The sequence below is a fragment of the Rhodococcus ruber genome (assembly GCF_027270735.1).
Taxonomy (GTDB): Bacteria; Actinomycetota; Actinomycetes; order Mycobacteriales; family Mycobacteriaceae; genus Rhodococcoides; species Rhodococcoides rubrum_A.
Window position 1 is genome coordinate 1 of the sequence record NZ_JAPWIJ010000009.1, and the last position, 17,287, is coordinate 17,287.

18 protein-coding genes are annotated in these 17,287 nt (G+C 64.3%); 9 read left to right on the forward strand and 9 right to left on the reverse strand.

Annotated features, from left to right (window positions below; all coding sequences use genetic code 11):
- Window positions 1-224: 224 nt before the first annotated feature.
- Window positions 225-848, forward strand: a complete 624-nt coding sequence (locus O4220_RS20310; protein WP_269607284.1) for a DUF6188 family protein — start codon at window positions 225-227, stop codon at window positions 846-848.
- Here the strand turns inward: O4220_RS20310 and O4220_RS20315 are convergent.
- Window positions 827-1,576, reverse strand: coding sequence for a YqjF family protein (locus tag O4220_RS20315; RefSeq protein ID WP_269607285.1), 750 nt, complete (start codon window positions 1,574-1,576; stop codon window positions 827-829). The genes O4220_RS20310 and O4220_RS20315 overlap by 22 nt on opposite strands.
- A gap of 23 nt (window positions 1,577-1,599) precedes the next feature.
- Entirely contained in the window at window positions 1,600-2,268 is a 669-nt protein-coding gene (locus O4220_RS20320; protein ID WP_269607286.1) for an SIMPL domain-containing protein, read from the reverse strand.
- An 87-nt stretch (window positions 2,269-2,355) separates the two neighbouring features.
- Here O4220_RS20320 and O4220_RS20325 point away from each other — a divergent pair, with 87 nt between their 5' ends.
- Entirely contained in the window at window positions 2,356-3,348 is a 993-nt protein-coding gene (locus O4220_RS20325; protein WP_269607287.1) for an isopenicillin N synthase family dioxygenase, read from the forward strand.
- On the opposite strand, the gene O4220_RS20330 is transcribed toward O4220_RS20325, so the two are convergent.
- The gene (locus O4220_RS20330) at window positions 3,342-3,770 is read right to left on the reverse strand and encodes a hypothetical protein (protein WP_269607288.1); all 429 of its coding nucleotides are present in this window, start codon (window positions 3,768-3,770) and stop codon (window positions 3,342-3,344) included. The two genes, O4220_RS20325 and O4220_RS20330, sit on opposite strands and share 7 nt — an antisense overlap.
- Window positions 3,771-3,804: 34 nt before the next feature.
- Here O4220_RS20330 and O4220_RS20335 point away from each other — a divergent pair, with 34 nt between their 5' ends.
- Entirely contained in the window at window positions 3,805-4,872 is a 1,068-nt protein-coding gene (locus tag O4220_RS20335; protein WP_269607289.1) for a DNA polymerase IV, read from the forward strand.
- Here the strand turns inward: O4220_RS20335 and O4220_RS20340 are convergent, their stop codons facing one another.
- The 3 genes from O4220_RS20340 to O4220_RS20350 all read right to left on the reverse strand — a co-directional run bounded on the left by O4220_RS20340 (window position 4,873) and on the right by O4220_RS20350 (window position 8,852).
- A complete protein-coding gene (locus O4220_RS20340; protein WP_269607290.1) occupies window positions 4,873-5,577 on the reverse strand; it encodes a TerD family protein in 705 nt (234 codons plus the stop codon). It lies immediately after the preceding gene.
- Between the two features lie 204 nt (window positions 5,578-5,781).
- Window positions 5,782-7,533: a pyruvate dehydrogenase gene (locus tag O4220_RS20345; RefSeq protein ID WP_269607291.1), complete on the reverse strand. Its 1,752-nt coding sequence runs from the start codon at window positions 7,531-7,533 to the stop codon at window positions 5,782-5,784.
- Window positions 7,534-7,739: 206 nt separating this feature from the next.
- On the reverse strand, window positions 7,740-8,852 hold the full coding sequence (locus O4220_RS20350; RefSeq protein ID WP_269607292.1) for a YbfB/YjiJ family MFS transporter: 1,113 nt from the start codon (window positions 8,850-8,852) through the stop codon (window positions 7,740-7,742).
- A gap of 157 nt (window positions 8,853-9,009) precedes the next feature.
- Between O4220_RS20350 and O4220_RS20355 the strand changes: the two genes are divergently transcribed.
- The 4 genes from O4220_RS20355 (at window position 9,010) to O4220_RS20370 (ending at window position 11,793) form a co-directional block, all read left to right on the forward strand.
- Window positions 9,010-9,309 (forward strand): type VII secretion target, encoded by a 300-nt coding sequence (locus O4220_RS20355; protein WP_269607293.1) that lies wholly within the window; start codon window positions 9,010-9,012, stop codon window positions 9,307-9,309.
- Window positions 9,306-10,313, forward strand: a complete 1,008-nt coding sequence (locus tag O4220_RS20360; RefSeq protein WP_269607294.1) for a hypothetical protein — start codon at window positions 9,306-9,308, stop codon at window positions 10,311-10,313. The genes O4220_RS20355 and O4220_RS20360 overlap by 4 nt, the downstream gene beginning before the upstream one ends.
- Window positions 10,314-10,486: 173 nt before the next feature.
- Window positions 10,487-11,266, forward strand: coding sequence for a hypothetical protein (locus O4220_RS20365; protein WP_269607295.1), 780 nt, complete (start codon window positions 10,487-10,489; stop codon window positions 11,264-11,266).
- Window positions 11,263-11,793 carry an LpqN/LpqT family lipoprotein gene (locus tag O4220_RS20370; RefSeq protein WP_269607296.1) on the forward strand — a complete coding sequence of 177 codons (531 nt, stop codon included), beginning with the start codon at window positions 11,263-11,265 and terminating at the stop codon, window positions 11,791-11,793. The genes O4220_RS20365 and O4220_RS20370 overlap by 4 nt, the downstream gene beginning before the upstream one ends.
- On the opposite strand, the gene O4220_RS20375 is transcribed toward O4220_RS20370, so the two are convergent.
- Window positions 11,790-13,157: an MmgE/PrpD family protein gene (locus tag O4220_RS20375; RefSeq protein WP_269607297.1), complete on the reverse strand. Its 1,368-nt coding sequence runs from the start codon at window positions 13,155-13,157 to the stop codon at window positions 11,790-11,792. The two genes, O4220_RS20370 and O4220_RS20375, sit on opposite strands and share 4 nt — an antisense overlap.
- Window positions 13,158-13,335: 178 nt before the next feature.
- On the opposite strand from O4220_RS20375, the gene O4220_RS20380 reads away from it, so the two are divergent.
- Together O4220_RS20380 and O4220_RS20385 are read left to right on the forward strand one after the other, a co-directional pair.
- The gene (locus tag O4220_RS20380) at window positions 13,336-14,148 is read left to right on the forward strand and encodes a cyclase family protein (protein WP_269607298.1); all 813 of its coding nucleotides are present in this window, start codon (window positions 13,336-13,338) and stop codon (window positions 14,146-14,148) included.
- Window positions 14,145-15,572, forward strand: coding sequence for an MmgE/PrpD family protein (locus O4220_RS20385; protein ID WP_269607299.1), 1,428 nt, complete (start codon window positions 14,145-14,147; stop codon window positions 15,570-15,572). The genes O4220_RS20380 and O4220_RS20385 overlap by 4 nt, the downstream gene beginning before the upstream one ends.
- A 48-nt stretch (window positions 15,573-15,620) precedes the next feature.
- On the opposite strand, the gene O4220_RS20390 is transcribed toward O4220_RS20385, so the two are convergent.
- Together O4220_RS20390 and O4220_RS20395 are read right to left on the reverse strand one after the other, a co-directional pair.
- On the reverse strand, window positions 15,621-16,448 hold the full coding sequence (locus O4220_RS20390) for an HpcH/HpaI aldolase/citrate lyase family protein (RefSeq protein WP_269607300.1): 828 nt from the start codon (window positions 16,446-16,448) through the stop codon (window positions 15,621-15,623).
- Window positions 16,445-17,233: an IclR family transcriptional regulator gene (locus tag O4220_RS20395; protein ID WP_037190737.1), complete on the reverse strand. Its 789-nt coding sequence runs from the start codon at window positions 17,231-17,233 to the stop codon at window positions 16,445-16,447. Before O4220_RS20395 ends, O4220_RS20390 begins: the two co-directional genes overlap by 4 nt.
- Window positions 17,234-17,287: the final 54 nt, after the last annotated feature.

Below are 17,287 nucleotides of genomic sequence, written 5' to 3' on the forward strand. Positions count from 1 at the left end.
GCGCCGATGGTACTGCACTCGACAGGGTGTGGGAGAGTAGGACACCGCCGAACACAACCATCCCAGTATGCCCCCGACCATCCGGTCGGGGGCATACTGCATTTCGAAACCATCGCCCCCACAACCCAACCCGCCGCACCGATCGCGAATCGATTCTCATCGACCATGCTCGCCAACGGTTGGTTGTGTACCAAGGGCTCGGTTCTGTGGCACAGTCGAAGTCGATGAAACTCGCCGTCGATCAGCACCGCGTCAGCAGAATTCTGCTCGATTTCGATCTGAGCATCGAATTCGACGACGGAGCCACCATTTCCTTCAGTGAAGTGGTGATCGATGACCTCACGGTCGACGAAGACAATCAGTTCGAGGGTTTACGGGCCCTCGCGGCCTTGCACGGTCTCGTGTGCGAAGACGTCGACTACGACCAGTCGGGCGTGCTGCGAATGGCATTCGCCGGCGGGCACACAGTGGTGGCTTCTCCCCGCGACGAAGTCGAATCCTGGGAGTATTGCGCCGCAGACGGGTCCACCGTCCTGTGCGGACCGGAAGGGGCCGTCGAATCGTGGCCGGCTCCTGAGCACCTCAGCACGGAAGTATCGACTGTCGAAGGTCTCCCTTCGATCGGTGCAACCGTGGTTCGGTTGTCGACGGGTGACGAGCCGGCTGTCGAATTCTCGGACGGCACCAAGCTGCTGTTCGATCTTCCGCTCGATTCCGGCTATCTCGTATTGCGGGAGAGCGTCACGTCGAGCACCATCTCCGAAGAAGGTACCGACCAGTCCCACGGGGATTGGGTGGTCGAGCTGTCCTCGGGACACGTGATCTTTTATCGGCCGCGAACCACGTAGGGCTTTCCGAACTGGGTTTCGACACCGGGTGAGTACAGCACCGAGTCCGGCGGGCGTGTGCTGACGCCGGGCAGGCCTGCTGCAGCCACGAGTTCGTCGGAGCAGTGGGTCAGTTCCGCATCGACCAGGTTCCAGTGCCGGTGCACGTTCGGTACGTACAGCAGCCTGCCGGCCAGCGAGGTGTGCAATCCCCATCGCGCCGTGAGAAAGACTGCCAGTGGGTTCTCGGACATGTCGCGTGTTCCCCGGACGATTCCGAAATCGGTCGTGGCACCTCGCCGCGGCGGAGCGAGGCGTTTGCTGCGGTAGCCGATCGTGGTGGTGTCGTCGTCGATGTCGATCGAGGCCCAGCGATACGGAATGCGAGCGAGGTTGGTGCCCAACACGACTGCCAGTCTGGAAGCCTCCAGCGATCTGAACACGACGCCGCGTCGACCCTCTGCGTCGACGGAGTACAGCCGGACGTTGATCTCCCCGAACGTACCGAAGTACGGAACAGGGTGCCGATATCCGAGGCCTGCACCGACCATGTGAAAGCCGATCAGCCCGACCCACGTGGAACCGTCGAACTCGTCGGGTTCACACCCGTCGGGAAGCAGCGGAGCGACAGCCGAGCTGGGCACTTGCCAGTGCAAGAAGACCAGCCGTTCCCAGCGCTGATCCATCACGATCGGACGAGGCAACAGCGGTGGCCGCGGCCAGAGGCGTCGGGCATCGTCTCGATTCATGGTTCGAGCGTATGCGCGCGGCGTCAGATAGCGGTGAATCGGGCGTGCACGCTCGCAGCGATCGTGATGTTCTCGGGTTTGAGCGCAAACCCGGTCGGTGCAGACTTCGCGGCGAACATACGAGGGGAGGCGTCGGGGCCGCCGTGCTCGGCGGTCCCCGGCAGCAGACCTGGATCGGCGATCGCGACGGCGCGCACCCCCGTTCTCCCCAGGCTCGACGCGTAAGCCTCGGCCTTGGCCACCGCGTCCCGAACGGCAAGTTCGCGTACTGCCAGCGTGTGCGAGATCCGGCTCGATGCGGTCAGGTCCCAATCGAAGTGATCGATCGACACTCCCTCGAGCGCAGAGGCGGCGTAGACGAAGGCGTCGACCAGGTCGAGTTGGCTGAACTGTACTTCGACGGATGCCTCCGCTTGGTAGACGTACGGCAATTGTTCGCCGTCGTGATTGAACGGCCTGTTTCGCGAGTGCCGCACCTGATCGACAGACCACCGATCGATGGGGCCGCCGTCGCTGCTGTAGAGGGGTTCGACGAGACGCGTCAGCTCGCGGACGAGCTGCTGGGCAGGCTCGGACGCCGACTCCGCCGTTCGTCCGTCGGTACGGACGGTCAGCGACAGCGTGCACTGCTCGGGCGGATAGGTGGCTGCGCCGTGACCGACGACTGTGATGTCGAGTGCTTCAGGGCTCATGGCGTCCAGTCTCGCATCCGCGCACCGATATTCACCGAATCTCAACAGTGCTGGCCGACGCGGCAGGTGGGGAGGACAATTGCGAACATGCTTCCTGTTCTCGATCTTGCATCCGCCGAAAACGACCCCCGCGCGTTCCAGCGGTCTCTGCGCGAAGCTGCTCATCGTTCCGGCTTCTTCTATCTCGTCGGACACGGGATCGAGACCGAACGGATGCACGAGGTGCTGCGTCTCGCGCGTCGGTTCTTCGCTGTGCCGGACCATGTGAAGGACGAGATCAGTCAGCTGAAGAGCCCGCACTTCCGCGGCTACTCACGGGTGGGTGGGGAGCTGACCAACGGCCGGGTGGACTGGCGGGAGCAGATCGACATCGGACCCGAGCGCCCGGCAATCGACGGGGCCGAGGGGTACTGGAACCTGCAGGGTCCCAATCTGTGGCCGTCACAGCCCACAGGGTTCAGAGAGACGTTCGAGGAGTGGGAGCGCACGGTATCGGGTCTCGGACTTCGTCTCCTGCGACATTGGGCGCAATCCCTCGGAGCCCCCGAGAATGTGTTCGACGATGCTTTCGCCACCGCGCCCGCAACGCTGATGAAGGTCGTCCGCTATCCGGGTACTCCCGATCATTCGCAGGGCGTCGGCGCACACAAGGATTCCGGGGTGCTGACGCTGCTCCTCGTCGAACCGGAGTCGTCGGGACTCCAGGTGGAGACGACTCCCGATACGTGGATCGATGTGCCGCCGTTGGCCAGGGCATTCATCGTCAATATCGGCGAGTTGTTGGAGGTGGCGACCGGAGGCTATCTCCGGGCCACGCGGCACCGGGTGGTCGCGCCGGGGCCCGGCATCGACCGGATATCGGTGCCACACTTTCTGAGCCCGGCCCTCGATGCCGTCGTCCCGGTGATCGAACTGCCCGCCGAATTGGCGCAGCATTCACGAGGAGTCGAGAACGACCCCGACAACCCCATCTACAGCACCTACGGTGAGAACGCGTGGAAGTCCCGCACGCGAGCACACCCTGATGTGGCCGAGTTGCACCACGGCATTGCTCCGGCCGGTCGGCAGTCTGTCTACTGACTCCGACCGCGGCCCTGACGTGACGCGCGGTACTGGGCCCAGGCCCCGGTGCACCACAGCGCCCAGACGATCAGCAGCGGCTGGAACAGCAATCGGATTCCTCGTGCTGCGTCGGAGTCGAGGCCGAACGCGTCGGTGTGGGTGACGAATTGCGAAATGTTGCCGGGGAACACCGCGACGAAGAAGGCCGCGACCACCCACCCGACAAGCGGTGCGCGAGCGGTCCAGAACAGCAGCGCCAGCCCGAGCCCGATCTCGACGACCCCCGACGCCAACACGACGAAGTCGGTGCTCAGTGGCACCCACCCGGGCACCTGGGCTGCGAAAGTACTGCGCGCCCAGAACAGGTGGCTCAGACCGGCGAAGACGAGGAACGCCCCGAGTACGACCCGGCCGATGGTGCGAGATATCGATTTCGTCATTGCGTCATGAGACACCACGGGCACACTGGGCACCATGACCGGGAGCACCCCAACCGACCCAGGGCGTCGCCGATGGGTACTGCACGTCGACCTCGACCAGTTCATCGCTGCCGTCGAAGTGCTGCGGAACCCCGATCTGGCGGGCAAAGCCGTGGTGGTCGGCGGTAGGGGAGATCCCACCGAGCGCGGTGTGGTCTCGACGGCGTCGTACGAGGCGAGGGCCGAGGGTGTCGGTTCCGGGATGCCGCTGCGAGTCGCCGCGAAGAAAATTCCCGACGCGATCTTTCTCCCGGTCGACAAACCGGCGTACGACGAGGCGTCTGCGATGGTGATGGACACGCTGCGAACGTTGGGTGTCGTAGTCGAGGTGATCGGCTGGGACGAGGCATTTCTCGGTGTCGAGACCGACGACCCGGAGCGCTTTGCCAAGACAGTGCACGACGCGGTGTTCGACGCGACAGGGTTGCATTGCTCGGTCGGTATCGGAGACAACAAGTTACGAGCCAAGATCGCTACCGACTTCGACAAACCGCAGGGCATCTATCGCCTGACAGAGAACAATTGGTTCGAGGTGATGGGTGCACGTGGTACCGACGCGCTGTGGGGGATCGGCAAGAAGATCTCGAAGAGGCTTACCGCACTGGATATCTCGACCGTCCGAGAACTGGCCGATGCCGACGACGCGGACCTGGCCGCGGCGTTCGGACCGAAGATCGGCCCCTGGCTCGGAACGAAGGGGCGGGGTGTAGACCTCGCGCCGGTCACCTCCGAGCCGTGGGTAGCGCGGTCACACAGTCGCGAGGTCACGTTCCAGACCAACGTCGCCGATTGGGCCGCGATCCGGCACGAGGTCGCGGCGTTGACGTCGAAAGTGTTGGCAGACATCGAAGCCGAGAATCGGCCGGCCGTACGAGCCGCACTGAAGATCCGCTACGCGCCGTTCGAGACGCACACCGTCAGCGCACCGATCGCTGGTGTGCCGACCTTCGATCCAGAAGTACTGACCTCGGCTGCGGTGGCGTTGGTGGATCGTCTCGATCACAGTCGAGAAGTCCGCCTGATCGGAGTCAGGCTCGAAATGACTCCACCGCAGTCGGTCTGACTACTTTCGGCCCGCTGCCCAGCGCAGTCCCCAGCCGTACTTCTTGTCGAGGTCGGCCTGACTGCCCTGGATGTACTCGACCTCACGGGTGACCGTGATTCCGGCAGACGTGTTCTCCAACAATGCGATAGAGCAGATCCGTGCCGAGTTCTCGGCCGAATCGAGGCGTACCTCCACCTGAGGTCCGCTGGTGGGGTACAGCGTCACCACTCCGTCGACTGCGGCCCAGTTCGGTGCGCCGTCGTAGATCATCGCGAAGATCAGGATGCGGGCGAACTTCTCGGGATGGGCGAGATTGATGTGCATGTTCTCGCCGCCGCTGACCGAGCCGGAACGGTCGTCGCCGTCGAGAGCGATGAACGGCGCGTCCTGCAGCGAACCGAAGCTGTTTCCGAGCGCTTGAACAACGCCTTTGGAGCCGTCGCGCAATTCGTAGAGGCACCCGAGGTCGAGATCGACTCCGCCCGAACCGTACGACGCGGCGGCCAACTTGGCCAGGAAGCCTTTCTTCTTCGGCTGTGCCGCAGGTGCGCCGCTGGACCAGTTGAGGTTCACCCGCATCGAGCCCTGCTTTTCGCCGGACTTGGTCAGGCTGATGGTCGGCGATGCTTTGGACAGCGTCACTTTGCTCAGACTGACCGGAGCGCCGGCCTGCGATGCCGAGGGTTGCCCGGTCGAGGGCTTGCGGGTGTAGTCGATGGCCATGGTGGTGCCTTCCGAACGGTCGATTCCCGGATCGTGATGTCCGGTTTGGGCGGTCCGTCGAGAATAGCCGCAAACCTGGCGATCGACGCTCGGTGTCGGCCGGACATCGAACGGTAGATGGAGGCACCTGCGACAGAACTCGGCGCGACGAGCGAGACCTCGCGGGTCACCCGTCGCGCCGATGTGGACAGACGTGAGGTCCGATCAGGGCCGGGGCACGTTGCGCAGGTTCGACTTCGCCATCCGAACGGCCTCGCCGACGCCGCCGTTGAGGACGACCTTGCTCATCGCCAACGCAAATCCCTTGAGCTGCTCTCCGGTGAGAGTCGGCGGCACCGACAGAGCCAAGGGATCGGTGATCAGCTGGACCAGCGCCGGACCGTCGACAGAGAACGCGGTCTCGAGGGCGCTGCGGATGTCACCAGGCTGCTCGACGCGTTGTGCATGGATACCCGCGGCTGCAGCGATGCCCGTGTAGTCGACCTGGGGCACGTCGACGCCGAAGTCGGGCAGGCCGTCCACGAGCATCTCGGCCTTGACCATGCCCAGCGTCGAATTGTCGAACAGCACGATCTTGACGGGCAGCTTGTACATCGCGACGGTCAAGAGTTCGGAGAGCAGCATCGAGAAGCCACCGTCGCCGGAGATCGAGACAACTTGGCGGCCCGGGTTGGCGAACTGTGCTCCGATGGCGTGCGGCAATGCGTTGGCCATGGATCCGTGCAGCATCGACGCGACGAAAGCTCTACGGCCGGTGGGGTTGATGTAGCGCGCGGTCCACACGTTGCACATGCCGGTGTCGGTGGTGAACACTGCGTCGCCGGCGGCGAGGTCGTCGAGAACCGACGCAGCGTACTCGGGGTGGATCGGAACGAGCTTCTCGGCGTTGCGGGTGTACGCGCCGACGGTCTTGCCCATCAGGTCGTTGTGCTTGTCCACCCACTTCTCCACGTAGCGGCGGTCTGTTTTGCGGGTGACCAACGGAGCCAATGCATTCAGGGTGGCCCGAACATCACCGTGGATGGGGTACTGCACCGAGGTTCGACGCCCCAGCTTGGTGGGATCGATGTCGATCTGCGCGGTCGTGACGTCCTCGGGAAGGAACTGCTGGTACGGGAAGTCGGTGCCGAGCAGGATGAGTAGATCCGCGTCGTGGATCCCGGCATGCGCAGCTCCGTACCCGAGCAAACCCGTCATGCCGACGTCGTACGGGTTGTCGTACTGGATGAACTCCTTGCCGCGCAACGAATGTCCGACGGGAGCGCCGATGGTGTCGGCGAATGCGACCACCTCGTCGTGGGCACCCTTGACGCCGTAGCCGGCGAAGATCGCGACCTTCTCGGCGTTGTTGATGGCGTCGGCCAGTCGCTGGATGTCCGCCGCGGGCGGTGTGACGATCGGTGCCGCGGGAATGGCGATCGGGTCCATCGTTCCGGCGGCCGACAGTTCGGCGATATCGCCTGGGAGCGTCAGGACCGACACCCCACCTCCGGTGATGGCGGCATTGATCGCCGCACGGAACACCCGAGGTGCCTGCTCCGCGGTGGAGACGAACTCGTTGTAGAGAGAACATTCGCCGAAGAGTCGATCGGGGTGTGTCTCCTGGAAGTAACCCGAGCCGATCTCACTGCTGGGAATGTGCGACGCGATCGCCAGAACCGGTGCGCCGGAGCGGTGGGCGTCGAACAGTCCGTTGATCAGATGAAGGTTTCCCGGGCCACACGAACCAGCGCATACGGCCAGAGCGCCGGTGGTCTGCGCGTCGGCCGAGGCAGCGAACGCCGCGGCCTCCTCGTGTCGCACGTGAATCCAATCGATACCGCCCTTGGCCGATCCGCCGGTACGACGCACTGCATCGACCACCGGATTGAGACTGTCGCCGACGATGCCGTAGATGCGTTGTACGCCGGCGTCGACGAGTCCGCGAACGAGCTGATCGGCCACTGTGGTGGGCATGTGAAATTCTCCTCGGATGTAGTGGCGCGTTCGGATCGATGTGCCTCACGTGCGCCAGTTCGACGCCTTCCCTGTGCCGAGGGCGTATCAAACATAGAAGTGCAGCACGATCGCTACCGCAAGAGGAAAGACCAGGTAGAGGCCCGGCGCGATCTCCGTCACGTGGCGATATTCCTGCCAGCACCCAACCGGTTTTGCGGGTGGCCCTACGCAGACAACCGCAACACCCGGAGGGACGCTGCGGTTCCCAGCACCAGTACCCCGGTCGCGATGGCGAAGGCGATCGAATAAGAATCGCCGATGGCGGGCGCGACGATCAGTGGGCCGAGTACCTGCCCGACGCCGTAGACCGCAGTCAGTGTTGCCGCGGTACGTCCGATGGGCAATGTCTGGGCGGTGCTCATCGTCAGCATCGTGATGCCCATGAACGTTCCGCCGAACAACAGAGCCGAGAACACAGCGGCGACGGTGTTTCCGGTCAGAGCGGGAAGGACCGCGGCGACGGTCTGCAAAGCGAATGCTGCCACCAGGGCGCTGCGCATGCTGGTTCGCCGAGCAATTCCCTGCCACAACACGGTCGCCGGTACCGAGGCGAATCCGACGACGATCCACACCGCCGGACCCACCGACGTACTGCCGTGGCCACCGACCGCCGCCACGAGAAACGTACCGACGACGATGTAGCCGAGCCCCTCGAGGAAGTACGCGAACAGCAGTGTTCGCCAGATGGTCCGGGTCCTGCGATCGATGTCGCCGGATGCAGCCTGCGTTGCGGGCTCGGGATGCACCCGTAGCGTCCACGCCGGGGCGACGAGGACCGCTGTCAGCACCGCCGAGCACACCCACAGCGCCTCCCACGACAGATGTGGCCCGACGAGCAACGTCAGTATGCCCGACGCCGCGATGCCTGCACCGACGCCGCCGAACGCGATCCCGGGTGACGCACCGTCGGCACTGTGCTTGGTGACGGTGCTCGCGCACGCGATGAACACCGCGGCGCTCGCCAGGCCTGCCAGGAATCTCAGGGCAGAGAACGCTGCGGTGGAATGCACAGCAGCCATGGCCAATTCGCTGGCGATGAGCACGACAGTCCACAACCGGAACGATGTCGTCGTGTTGATCGAGGGACGCACCGACAGTGCGATCGCGCCGACGAGATAGCCGGCATAGTTCGCGGTCGCGATGACGGCACCGCTGCTCGGGGTCAACTCCGCCGCGTCGACCATGATCGGTAGCAGCGGCGTGAACACGAATCGCCCGACGCCCATCGCGGCCGCGAGTCCGGCCGCGGCAGCGAACGACAGTCGACGGCCGTTCATGGCGAGCACCCCCCCTAGGTCGTTAGCCGGGCCAACGGTACTCGCCGCAGTCACGGCTCCGGAATCGGACCGGACGGAACCGATCCGAGCCCGCGGGCGTCAAACCCGATGACGCCGATTCACCGGGCGTCGATACGGTGCGACTCGGGGGAGCGTCATGACAGTGAATGTGGATCCAGTGATCCTGCGGCAATTTTCGAATGTGTTGTCGGGAACCGGGGAGGCGATCGCCGAGTTGAATACCCTCGCCCCGTTCCGCGAATCCGAGAATGCGCTGCAGGGTACCGACTTCGGCGCAGCATGTGCGGCGGCCGCGGCAGCGGCGGCGGGAGCCGTTGCAGCACTGGCCGGCCGGGCCGAATGCGTCGCGGACATTGCCCGCGGCGTCGCGCAGAACTACGAGATCGCCGACGACGAACTCGCCCGTTGCCTCGCTGCGATGGACCAGCCGAAGTGACGCCGACAGTGCCGCACGTCGCCGGCTGGGAACCGGAGTCGATGCGCAAGACGATGATCGAACTGGCCGAGATAGTCGAACGTGTCAACGGCCAGCGCACCGGGGTGTTGGAAGAGCAGGATGTGCTGGCCGAGACGTGGACCGGCGAGGCTGCGAGCGCTGCAGCAGAACGCGTGGTGACCGAATGCACCCGGATGAGCTCCGTGTGCGGTGAGATCGATTCCCTCGGTAGGGCATTCGAGACCGCAGCAGGAATGGTCGACGCCGCGAAGGCCCACCTGCAGGCGCAGGTGTCGGCGGCAACGGCGAGCGGGTTCGCCGTACAGGCAGACGGTGTGGTCGATCCCGGTGGAATGATCGCGCTGATCCCGGACAGCCTGGGCGACGAGAAGATACGCCAGGCCGACGAACTGCGCTCTGCTGCAGCGCAGTTGACTCGGGATATTCAGAGTGCTCTGAACCAGGCCGAAAAGGCCGCGCTCGACGCTGCCGAGCAGCTGGTCGGCCCCACGAAGCTGTTGACAGAGTTGGCGCTCACCAGCCCGACCGGACAGTTCGTGGAGAACCCGGACGGATCGTTCTCGTGGATGCCGGATTGGCCGACGACCGTGGCGGCGTCGGTCATCGGTGCAATGACCGACGCAACGAAGAGGGCGCTGGAACTTCCAGGTGTCGGTTCCGTGGACGACGTCGCCAAAAACATCGGTCGCGGACTCGGGGCGTTCGGTGCGGTCGCCGGAACGATTCCCTCGATTGCACACGATATCGACGAAGGAGTGGACCCGACCGAGGCAATCCTGGTGAATTCGGCGAGCACGGCCGTCGGTCTGGCGGCCGCAAGCTACGTGACGTACGCGCTCACCGGACTCGGGGGCGTAGCGGGCTCGTGGTTTCCGGGGCCTGGAACGGTTGCCGGCGCCGCCGCAGGGGTCGCGTTGGGAACCCTCGTCGGGGGCACCGTGAGCCACGGCGTGTCCAAAGTCTTCGAGTGGACATTGCGATGATCGACCGCAGAGACGATCGTGCCGTGCCGCGGCAGGAGGGTCCTCCGGCATATTCAGTTCGTAAAAGCGTTGTGGGACAGACGAAGCCACTATGGGTGCGAACGTGGCGCAGTGTGCATGTCGGGTGGCTCATAGCGTTCGTCGGCCTCGCTGGGGCATCCGTAGCGATTCTTGTGACCCTCGTCCTTCTGTTCGAGCCCCTTCCCCCGGATGTGCTCATGGGCTTGTTGTGGCCCGCGTTTCTGGTGATCGTGGCACTCGGACAGTCTGTGGTGATGTCCGGTGTAGGGTCTGCGCGGCTGTCGCGTTTCGTGCGACCGATCGAGGTTGCTGCGGAGGGACGTGGTTTGTCCGTGCCCGGGCGGGGAGACTTCCTGATCCGGAGCTTCATCTTCGCCCTCGCGGTTCTGCTCGGCGTTTCCTACTTCTACTGGAGGGATGACGAACCCGGACGTCGCCAGTTCAGGGCGGAGATCTCGACGCTCGTCGGAGCCCCGGTGGTGCTGCTGTGCTTCGTCCTCGGTTTCGTCATCGTCAACCGGACGAGAATTTCACTGCATCCCGACGGCATAGTGCAGGAGATCTATCGACGTCGGGCATGGAAGGTGATCAGCGACGTCACGGTTGTTCCGTGGGACGGGATTGTCGGCCTGCAGCCACAAACACATCCGAATCCGGCGGTGCCCCATCCGCACTTGTACCCCACTGTCCGGGTTGTGTATCGCGAAGCCGACAGCGAATCGGATCAGGAGCTGATACTGATGGTGTGCGAGAAGAAGGTCGAACCGAACTCGTTGCTCGCGCTGTTGCAATGGTGTCGCGACAATCCCTGGGCTCGTGAGCAACTGGGGCACGACGATGCGCGCGAGTTGCTGCGTCCACCCAGTCTGCTCGAGCGCATCCGCGCCGACCGAGCCGCCTCGATCTCCGCTGGAAGGAATGCTGTCCAGTGACGGTTCGAGAGGGATCGATCGAACGTTTCCTGCAGCAGCAGGGTGTCGAACTCGTGTCCGTACATCGCAGCGAATGCACCAGGTTCGGTCTCGAACTGCCGACAATGCCGGGCTGGGACCTGGTTCCCGAGTACCTGTTCCCGCATGCCACCGCGGTGCTGTGTTCGCCGTCGAACGCCGTCGACGGGTTCGTGCCGAATGCAATGGCTCTGGTGGGTAAGTTCACGCGGTCCGTGGACCCGATATCGCTGCTGGAGTGCGGGTTCGGAGACTCACGGGGGTTGCCGGGTTGGGTCGAGGTCAGTCGCGACCGAGCACCGCTGCGCGGATTCCCGTCCGTCTCGATCGCCGGTCGATACGACTGGGACGGTCGGACGCTGTTCGCCCGGACCCGCTATGTGGTCGTCCAGCACATCGTCGATCAGTACCTCGTGCAGATGACGGTCACCCTGCCCGACCTGACCAGGGATCGATTGGGTTGGGCAGCAGACGAGTTCGTAGACGAGGTGCGGATCGGACAACGCTAGTGTGTGGGCAACGAGCGCAACAGTGTCGCCACGTCATTCGTCTCGGCGATGGCATCGACGACGCCTTCGAGGATCGTGGCGTCGGCGTCACCGACCAAGCGAGCTATCTTGGCACGCAGGGCGGCGTAATCCATCGGGAAGTGATCGATGTCGCCCAACGGATTCGGAGCAGTCGCCGACACCGTCGTTCCGTCTCTGAACGCGATCGTCACTTCGGCGGCTCTCCGTGCAGGTAGCAGCGCATCGAGTTCGCTCGATGACTCGACGTTGACCCGTGCGCTGAACAATTCCGCCGACGTGAAAGTCGTACCTGTGGGATTCAGTGAGTCGACGTCTATCGCATCGGACACAAAAGCGGTCGCCACCACGAAAGGAAGCGAGAACATCGCGCCCAGCCTGCTGGACGGGTGCCGCCGAAACAGCGGTTCTGCCAACGAATGCGTCCGCACCCGCACATGCTCGATGTCGTCCACGGACCACTCGGCATTCGAGCGCAGGCTCTGTACGGCGTCCACAGCCGCGTGTGTGTACGAGCAGCTGGCGTGCTGCTTCGCGTAGCCCTCCAGCGTGAGCCATCGATCACCGAGGTCCTCGGTCAGCTTGGCCGTGTTCAAGGTGCCGACAATTGCGCCTAGGGTGTGTTCGATAGCGCCCGAATTGTGGACCATCCCCGATCTGGCCAGTTTGGCTGCGCTGACGCCTGCCCGTGCAGCACCGCCGATCCACAGGTTTCGGGAGAAATTCCCGTCGAGGACCACCGCCCACGGTGCCACCTGAACCAGCGCAGACGACGAATCGATCGCCGCAGCAACCTCGTTCGCACCCGCACCATGGATGATGGCAGCTGCCGTGGCCGCACCGGTAGCACCCCAGTGCCCGTGGGTGTGCCAGGAACTGTGGCGGGTCAGTGCCCAGCCGAATCGAGCAGCAACCTCGTATCCCGCCACGACGGCCGTCAGAAACGTCGAGCCGGTAACCGGCGTCGATGCCAGCCTGGTCGCAGCGATCGCCGCTGGTAGCACATGAGCAGCAGGATGACCGGCGGCGTATTTGTTGCCCTCGTCGAGTTCGAGGCAACACGACGCGATCGCGTCGAGCTCGGCCGCAGTGTCGACAGTGGTGCCGGCGCTCCCACCGATCGGGTGCGTAAATCCTGGCTCGGCCGACCAGTTCCTGCGCAATTCGACCATCTCCGCGGAGCGCGCACCGGCGAGGGTGACGCCCAGCAGATCGAACAGGATCAAGCGGACTCGGTCGCCCAGTGGTGCGGGCAAGGGTGCGCCCCTGAGTTCGACCATCACGGCTGACAGGCGATCAATCGCATCAATATGTTCCGTTGAGCGAAACGCTTTGGAGTCATCCATTCGTGGACTGTATTAGGTCCTGAACGGAAGAGTCAATGATCGAGACGGGTAAGCAGGGGACTGCTACGCTCGGCCTACTGCCGGTGCGACTCTCAGTGATTCTCAAACGTTCCGGCTAGCGAAACAAAATTACGCTGGTGTGAGGTGTCTGCTCAGCGTCGAACGAGGAGATGAAGCAATGTCCGATCAACTTCTTCGTGCCGTCCAGGGGGGCGTGCATGCAGTCGATCTCGGTAGGCAGCTGAGGGTCGGCATGCCGCAGTCGCCGAATCATCCGCAGTTCTGGCACACGTTGCCGCGCAGGCACGGTGACATGACTCGTGCGGATGGCGGCAGCGCCGCGAACGACATGATCACCACCGGAACGCATGTGGGCACACACATCGATGCCCTTGCTCACGTCAGCCAGGACGGCAAACTGCACGGCGGGGCCGATGCAGGTCAGTCCTGCCTCGGTGGAAAATACGTCGAACACGGCGTGCACACCATCGAGCCCATGATCCGCCGCGGTGTCCTGCTGGACATCCCGAGGCTCCTCGGCATCGGCCGATGCGAGGGCGGATACGAGATCACTGTCGACGATCTCGAATCAGCCTGTGCTGCAGAGGGCGTCGAGGTCGAACCCGGTGATGTCGTCCTGATTCGTAGCGGCTGGGGCCAGCTGTTCGCCGAGGGCCTGCCCTACGTAGGTGGACCGTCCGGTGTTCCCGGAGTCGGAGAAGCAGGCGCACAGTGGTTGGCGGGCAAAGGCGTACACGCTGCAGGTGCCGACACCATCGCGTTCGAGCGGCTCGCTCCCGGCGGCGGCCACGGTCTGCTACCCGCACACCGAGTTCTGTTGGTGGAGAGCGGTATCTACATCATCGAGGCACTCGACCTCGAAGAGCTCTCCCGCCAGGAACTCTTCGAGTTCACGTTTCTCCTCGTGCCGCTGAACATCTTCGGCGCAACGGGTTCGCCGGTCCGCCCGTTGGCGGTGAGGTCCGCATGACCGAACGCACACTCGCGCAGCACATCGCCCATTTCGCCGCGACCACCCGCTACCAGGATCTACCCGAGGCAGTTGTCGCCTCGGTGGGGATGCGAGTACTCGATACGCTCGGCATCGCGGTCGCTGCCACCGACCTCGATACCAGTCGGGCCGCGACCGCATGGGCACGCGAACAAGGTGGGTCGGCAACGGCGTCCGCCGTCGGACTCGATGTCGCACTGCCGCCTGCCATGGCCGCCTTCGTCAACGGCGTGCTCGCACACTCGCTCGATTTCGACGACACCCATCTGCCATCGATCCTGCACCCGAGTGCCAGCGTGGTGCCTGCGGCACTCGCAGCCGCTCAGGAGCACGGAACCGACGGTCGAGAACTCGTACGGGGCATCGCGATCGGGCTCGAGGTATGTGTACGGATCGGGATGGCGGGGTTCGATCCCGAGACCAAGAATTCGGTCTTCTTCGAGCACGGTCAACACGCCACCTCCATCTGCGGTGCCATGGGCAGCGCCGTGGCCGCAGCGGTCATCGGTGGTGCATCCGAGGAACAGATCGTGGACACGATGGGGATTGCGGCGTCGATGGCGTCGGGAATCATCGAGGCCAACCGCACCGGCGGAACGGTCAAGCGTATGCACTGCGGCTGGGCTGCGCATTCCGCGCTGTCTGCGGCCGGGCTTGCGCGACATGGGATCACGGGGCCGCCGACTGTGCTGGAAGGACGGTTCGGCTTCTTCCAGGCCTGGTTGCACGAGCCGGGCCGAGCGAACGAAATTCTGGACGGACTCGGCTCCGAGTGGGCCGTCCCCGGAATTTTCTTCAAGCCCTACCCGGCCAATCACTTCACTCACGCTGCGATCGACGCGGGAGCAGCGCTGCGGGCGAGGGGAATCGGGCCGGAGCAGATCGAGAAGCTGGAGCTGGGGGTGCCTGCGGCGAACCTGCGGACCATCGGCGAACCCATCGACGTCAAGCGCACGCCCGAGACCGGATATATGGCTCAGTTCAGTGGCCCCTACGCGGTGGTGGTCGGCTTGCTGGGCGGAGGCGGACTCGGTGCTGCGCTGGAGGACTACACGGACGAGTTGGCGAAGTCGGCCGATCGGCGAGCGCTGATGGCCAAAGTGGACGTCGTTCCGGATTCCCGGTGCGATGCCATTTTCCCGCACCAGTTCCCAGCGGTACTGACTGCGACCCTGACCGACGGAACAGTCGTCGTCGAAGAGGTGCTGACCACCCGTGGAGGACCCGAACGGCCGCTGTCGTTCGGTGAGGTCTCGACCAAGTTCACCAGCAATGCGGGGCCGTTCCTCTCCGACGTCGAACTGAAGGAACTGGCCGGTCGATGCGATCGACTCGGGGACCTGACCGACATCGGAACACTGCTCGCGCCGTTGACCGATCTGAAATCGACCAGGCAGCAATAGGACAGTCCTCGGGCACCGTTACTCGTGTGGCGGTGCCCGAGCCGGTTTTCACGCGCGGGCGAGGATCTCCCGCGCACCACGTACCACTGCTTCGTCGACGAAACGGCCGTTGTCGTCGACGGTCGGGCCACCCTGGGCCACGTCGTACAGTTCCACCAGTCGACGTGCGGCAGCGACGTCCTCCGTCGACGGCGTAAGTGCGGCATTGATGATCGGAACCTGGCTCGGGTGCAACGCCGTTCGGCCGCGGAACCCCATCTGCACGAAACGTGCTGTGGTGGTGACGAATCCGTCCAGGTCCCGGAAGTCGGTCGACGTCGGAGCGATCGGTGCGGCCAAACCTGCGGCAGCGCAGTCGATCACGACGCTCGCGCGGATTCCGTCGATCATCGCTTCCGTGGACTCCGAACGGGTGATCCGCAAGTCCGCGAGCAGGTCGACTTCACCGATCCCGAACGTTCGAACTCTGTTGCATCGAGCCATCTTCGGCAGAGCACGTAAGGAGTGAGCCGTCTCGATCAGTCCGATCAGCTCGACCTCGGGCAGGTTGTGCTCGGTGAGGAATCGGTCTGCGTGAGTGAGTGACTCGATCGAACACTTCGCCACCATGATGCCGGTGACTCCGCCTTCGGCCACGGCCTCGAGGTCCTGCGCCATGAATTCGGGGGTGACGCGGACCCAGATCTGAGTATCGGTCGATGGTTCCGACGCCAACCACCGTGCGAGGTCGGCGCGTGCTCGGTCTTTGTCCAGCAGTGGAACCGCGTCCTCCAGATCGATGATCACTGCGTCGGCGACACCGGCGACGGCCTTGTCGAACAGTTCGGGCTTGTTCGCCGGTACGTAGAGGAACGACCTGGCAGAGGTGAGGGTCATCGAGCTGCACGCGCTTCCAGGATGCTGGTGATCGACTGGGCTGCCGCGACAACCTGACCGGCGTGCACGATGTGTTCGTCGTCCGCGGACGAGGAGTAGCGGAAGGCGGGTCCCGAGGAGCTGACCGATCCGAGTACGTGCCCCGCGGCGTCGAAGAACGGAGCGGCGATCGAGGCTGCACCGGTGTTTCGTTCGTTCGTCGAGGTTGCGTACCCGTTGGTGCGGATCTCGGCGAGGCGAGCGCGGAAGCGGGTCTCGTCGGCGTCGGGGGAACTGCTGCGGAGCTCCTGAAATGCTTCCTGCGCGAATCGATCGGGGAGGAACGCCAGGATCGCTCGGCTCGATGCACCCGAGTGCAGCGCGTACTGAGGCCCGATCTCGACGACCATCTTGACCTCCTGGGGGCTCTCGTACTGATCCAGATAGACGCGTCGGTGACCGACAAGCACCGACAGTGTTGCGGTTTCGCGTGTATTCGCCCGCAGCGCGCGGAGCACTGGAGCGGCGATCGAGCGAACGTCGAGCTGGCTCCACGCCTTGGTGCCGAGTCCGATCGCCGCCGGGCCGAGTGAATAGGTCGACTCGCCCGCGACCGGCTGCACGATCGACCGCGACGCGAGCGATTGCAGAATGCGGTGCACCACAGCCTTGCTCAGGTCCAGAGTGCGGGCGATCTCGGACACGCCGAGCGCCCGGTCGGATTGCGCGAAGGCGATCAGTACATCGGCGACACGATCGGCCGACTCGGTTCCGGTCGAGGTCTCCAGTGCAGGCTTGCTGACCATAAGTGCCACCTTTCGGATGTGCAGGCGTTCCGCTGAGCGAACCATACCCGTAAC

Excerpts from the sequence above, each read along its gene's own strand:
- O4220_RS20385 (WP_269607299.1), top strand. The coding sequence starts at position 14,145 with ATGACCGAACGCACACTCGCGCAGCACATCGCCCATTTCGCCGCGACC.
- O4220_RS20310 (WP_269607284.1), top strand. The coding sequence starts at position 225 with ATGAAACTCGCCGTCGATCAGCACCGCGTCAGCAGAATTCTGCTCGAT.
- O4220_RS20345 (WP_269607291.1), bottom strand. The coding sequence starts at position 7,533 with ATGCCCACCACAGTGGCCGATCAGCTCGTTCGCGGACTCGTCGACGCC.
- O4220_RS20320 (WP_269607286.1), bottom strand. The coding sequence starts at position 2,268 with ATGAGCCCTGAAGCACTCGACATCACAGTCGTCGGTCACGGCGCAGCC.
- O4220_RS20375 (WP_269607297.1), bottom strand. The coding sequence starts at position 13,157 with ATGGATGACTCCAAAGCGTTTCGCTCAACGGAACATATTGATGCGATT.
- O4220_RS20350 (WP_269607292.1), bottom strand. The coding sequence starts at position 8,852 with ATGAACGGCCGTCGACTGTCGTTCGCTGCCGCGGCCGGACTCGCGGCC.
- O4220_RS20395 (WP_037190737.1), bottom strand. The coding sequence starts at position 17,233 with ATGGTCAGCAAGCCTGCACTGGAGACCTCGACCGGAACCGAGTCGGCC.
- O4220_RS20340 (WP_269607290.1), bottom strand. The coding sequence starts at position 5,577 with ATGGCCATCGACTACACCCGCAAGCCCTCGACCGGGCAACCCTCGGCA.
- O4220_RS20355 (WP_269607293.1), top strand. The coding sequence starts at position 9,010 with ATGACAGTGAATGTGGATCCAGTGATCCTGCGGCAATTTTCGAATGTG.
- O4220_RS20390 (WP_269607300.1), bottom strand. The coding sequence starts at position 16,448 with ATGACCCTCACCTCTGCCAGGTCGTTCCTCTACGTACCGGCGAACAAG.
- O4220_RS20335 (WP_269607289.1), top strand. The coding sequence starts at position 3,805 with ATGACCGGGAGCACCCCAACCGACCCAGGGCGTCGCCGATGGGTACTG.
- O4220_RS20380 (WP_269607298.1), top strand. The coding sequence starts at position 13,336 with ATGTCCGATCAACTTCTTCGTGCCGTCCAGGGGGGCGTGCATGCAGTC.
- O4220_RS20315 (WP_269607285.1), bottom strand. The coding sequence starts at position 1,576 with ATGAATCGAGACGATGCCCGACGCCTCTGGCCGCGGCCACCGCTGTTG.
- O4220_RS20330 (WP_269607288.1), bottom strand. The coding sequence starts at position 3,770 with ATGACGAAATCGATATCTCGCACCATCGGCCGGGTCGTACTCGGGGCG.
- O4220_RS20325 (WP_269607287.1), top strand. The coding sequence starts at position 2,356 with ATGCTTCCTGTTCTCGATCTTGCATCCGCCGAAAACGACCCCCGCGCG.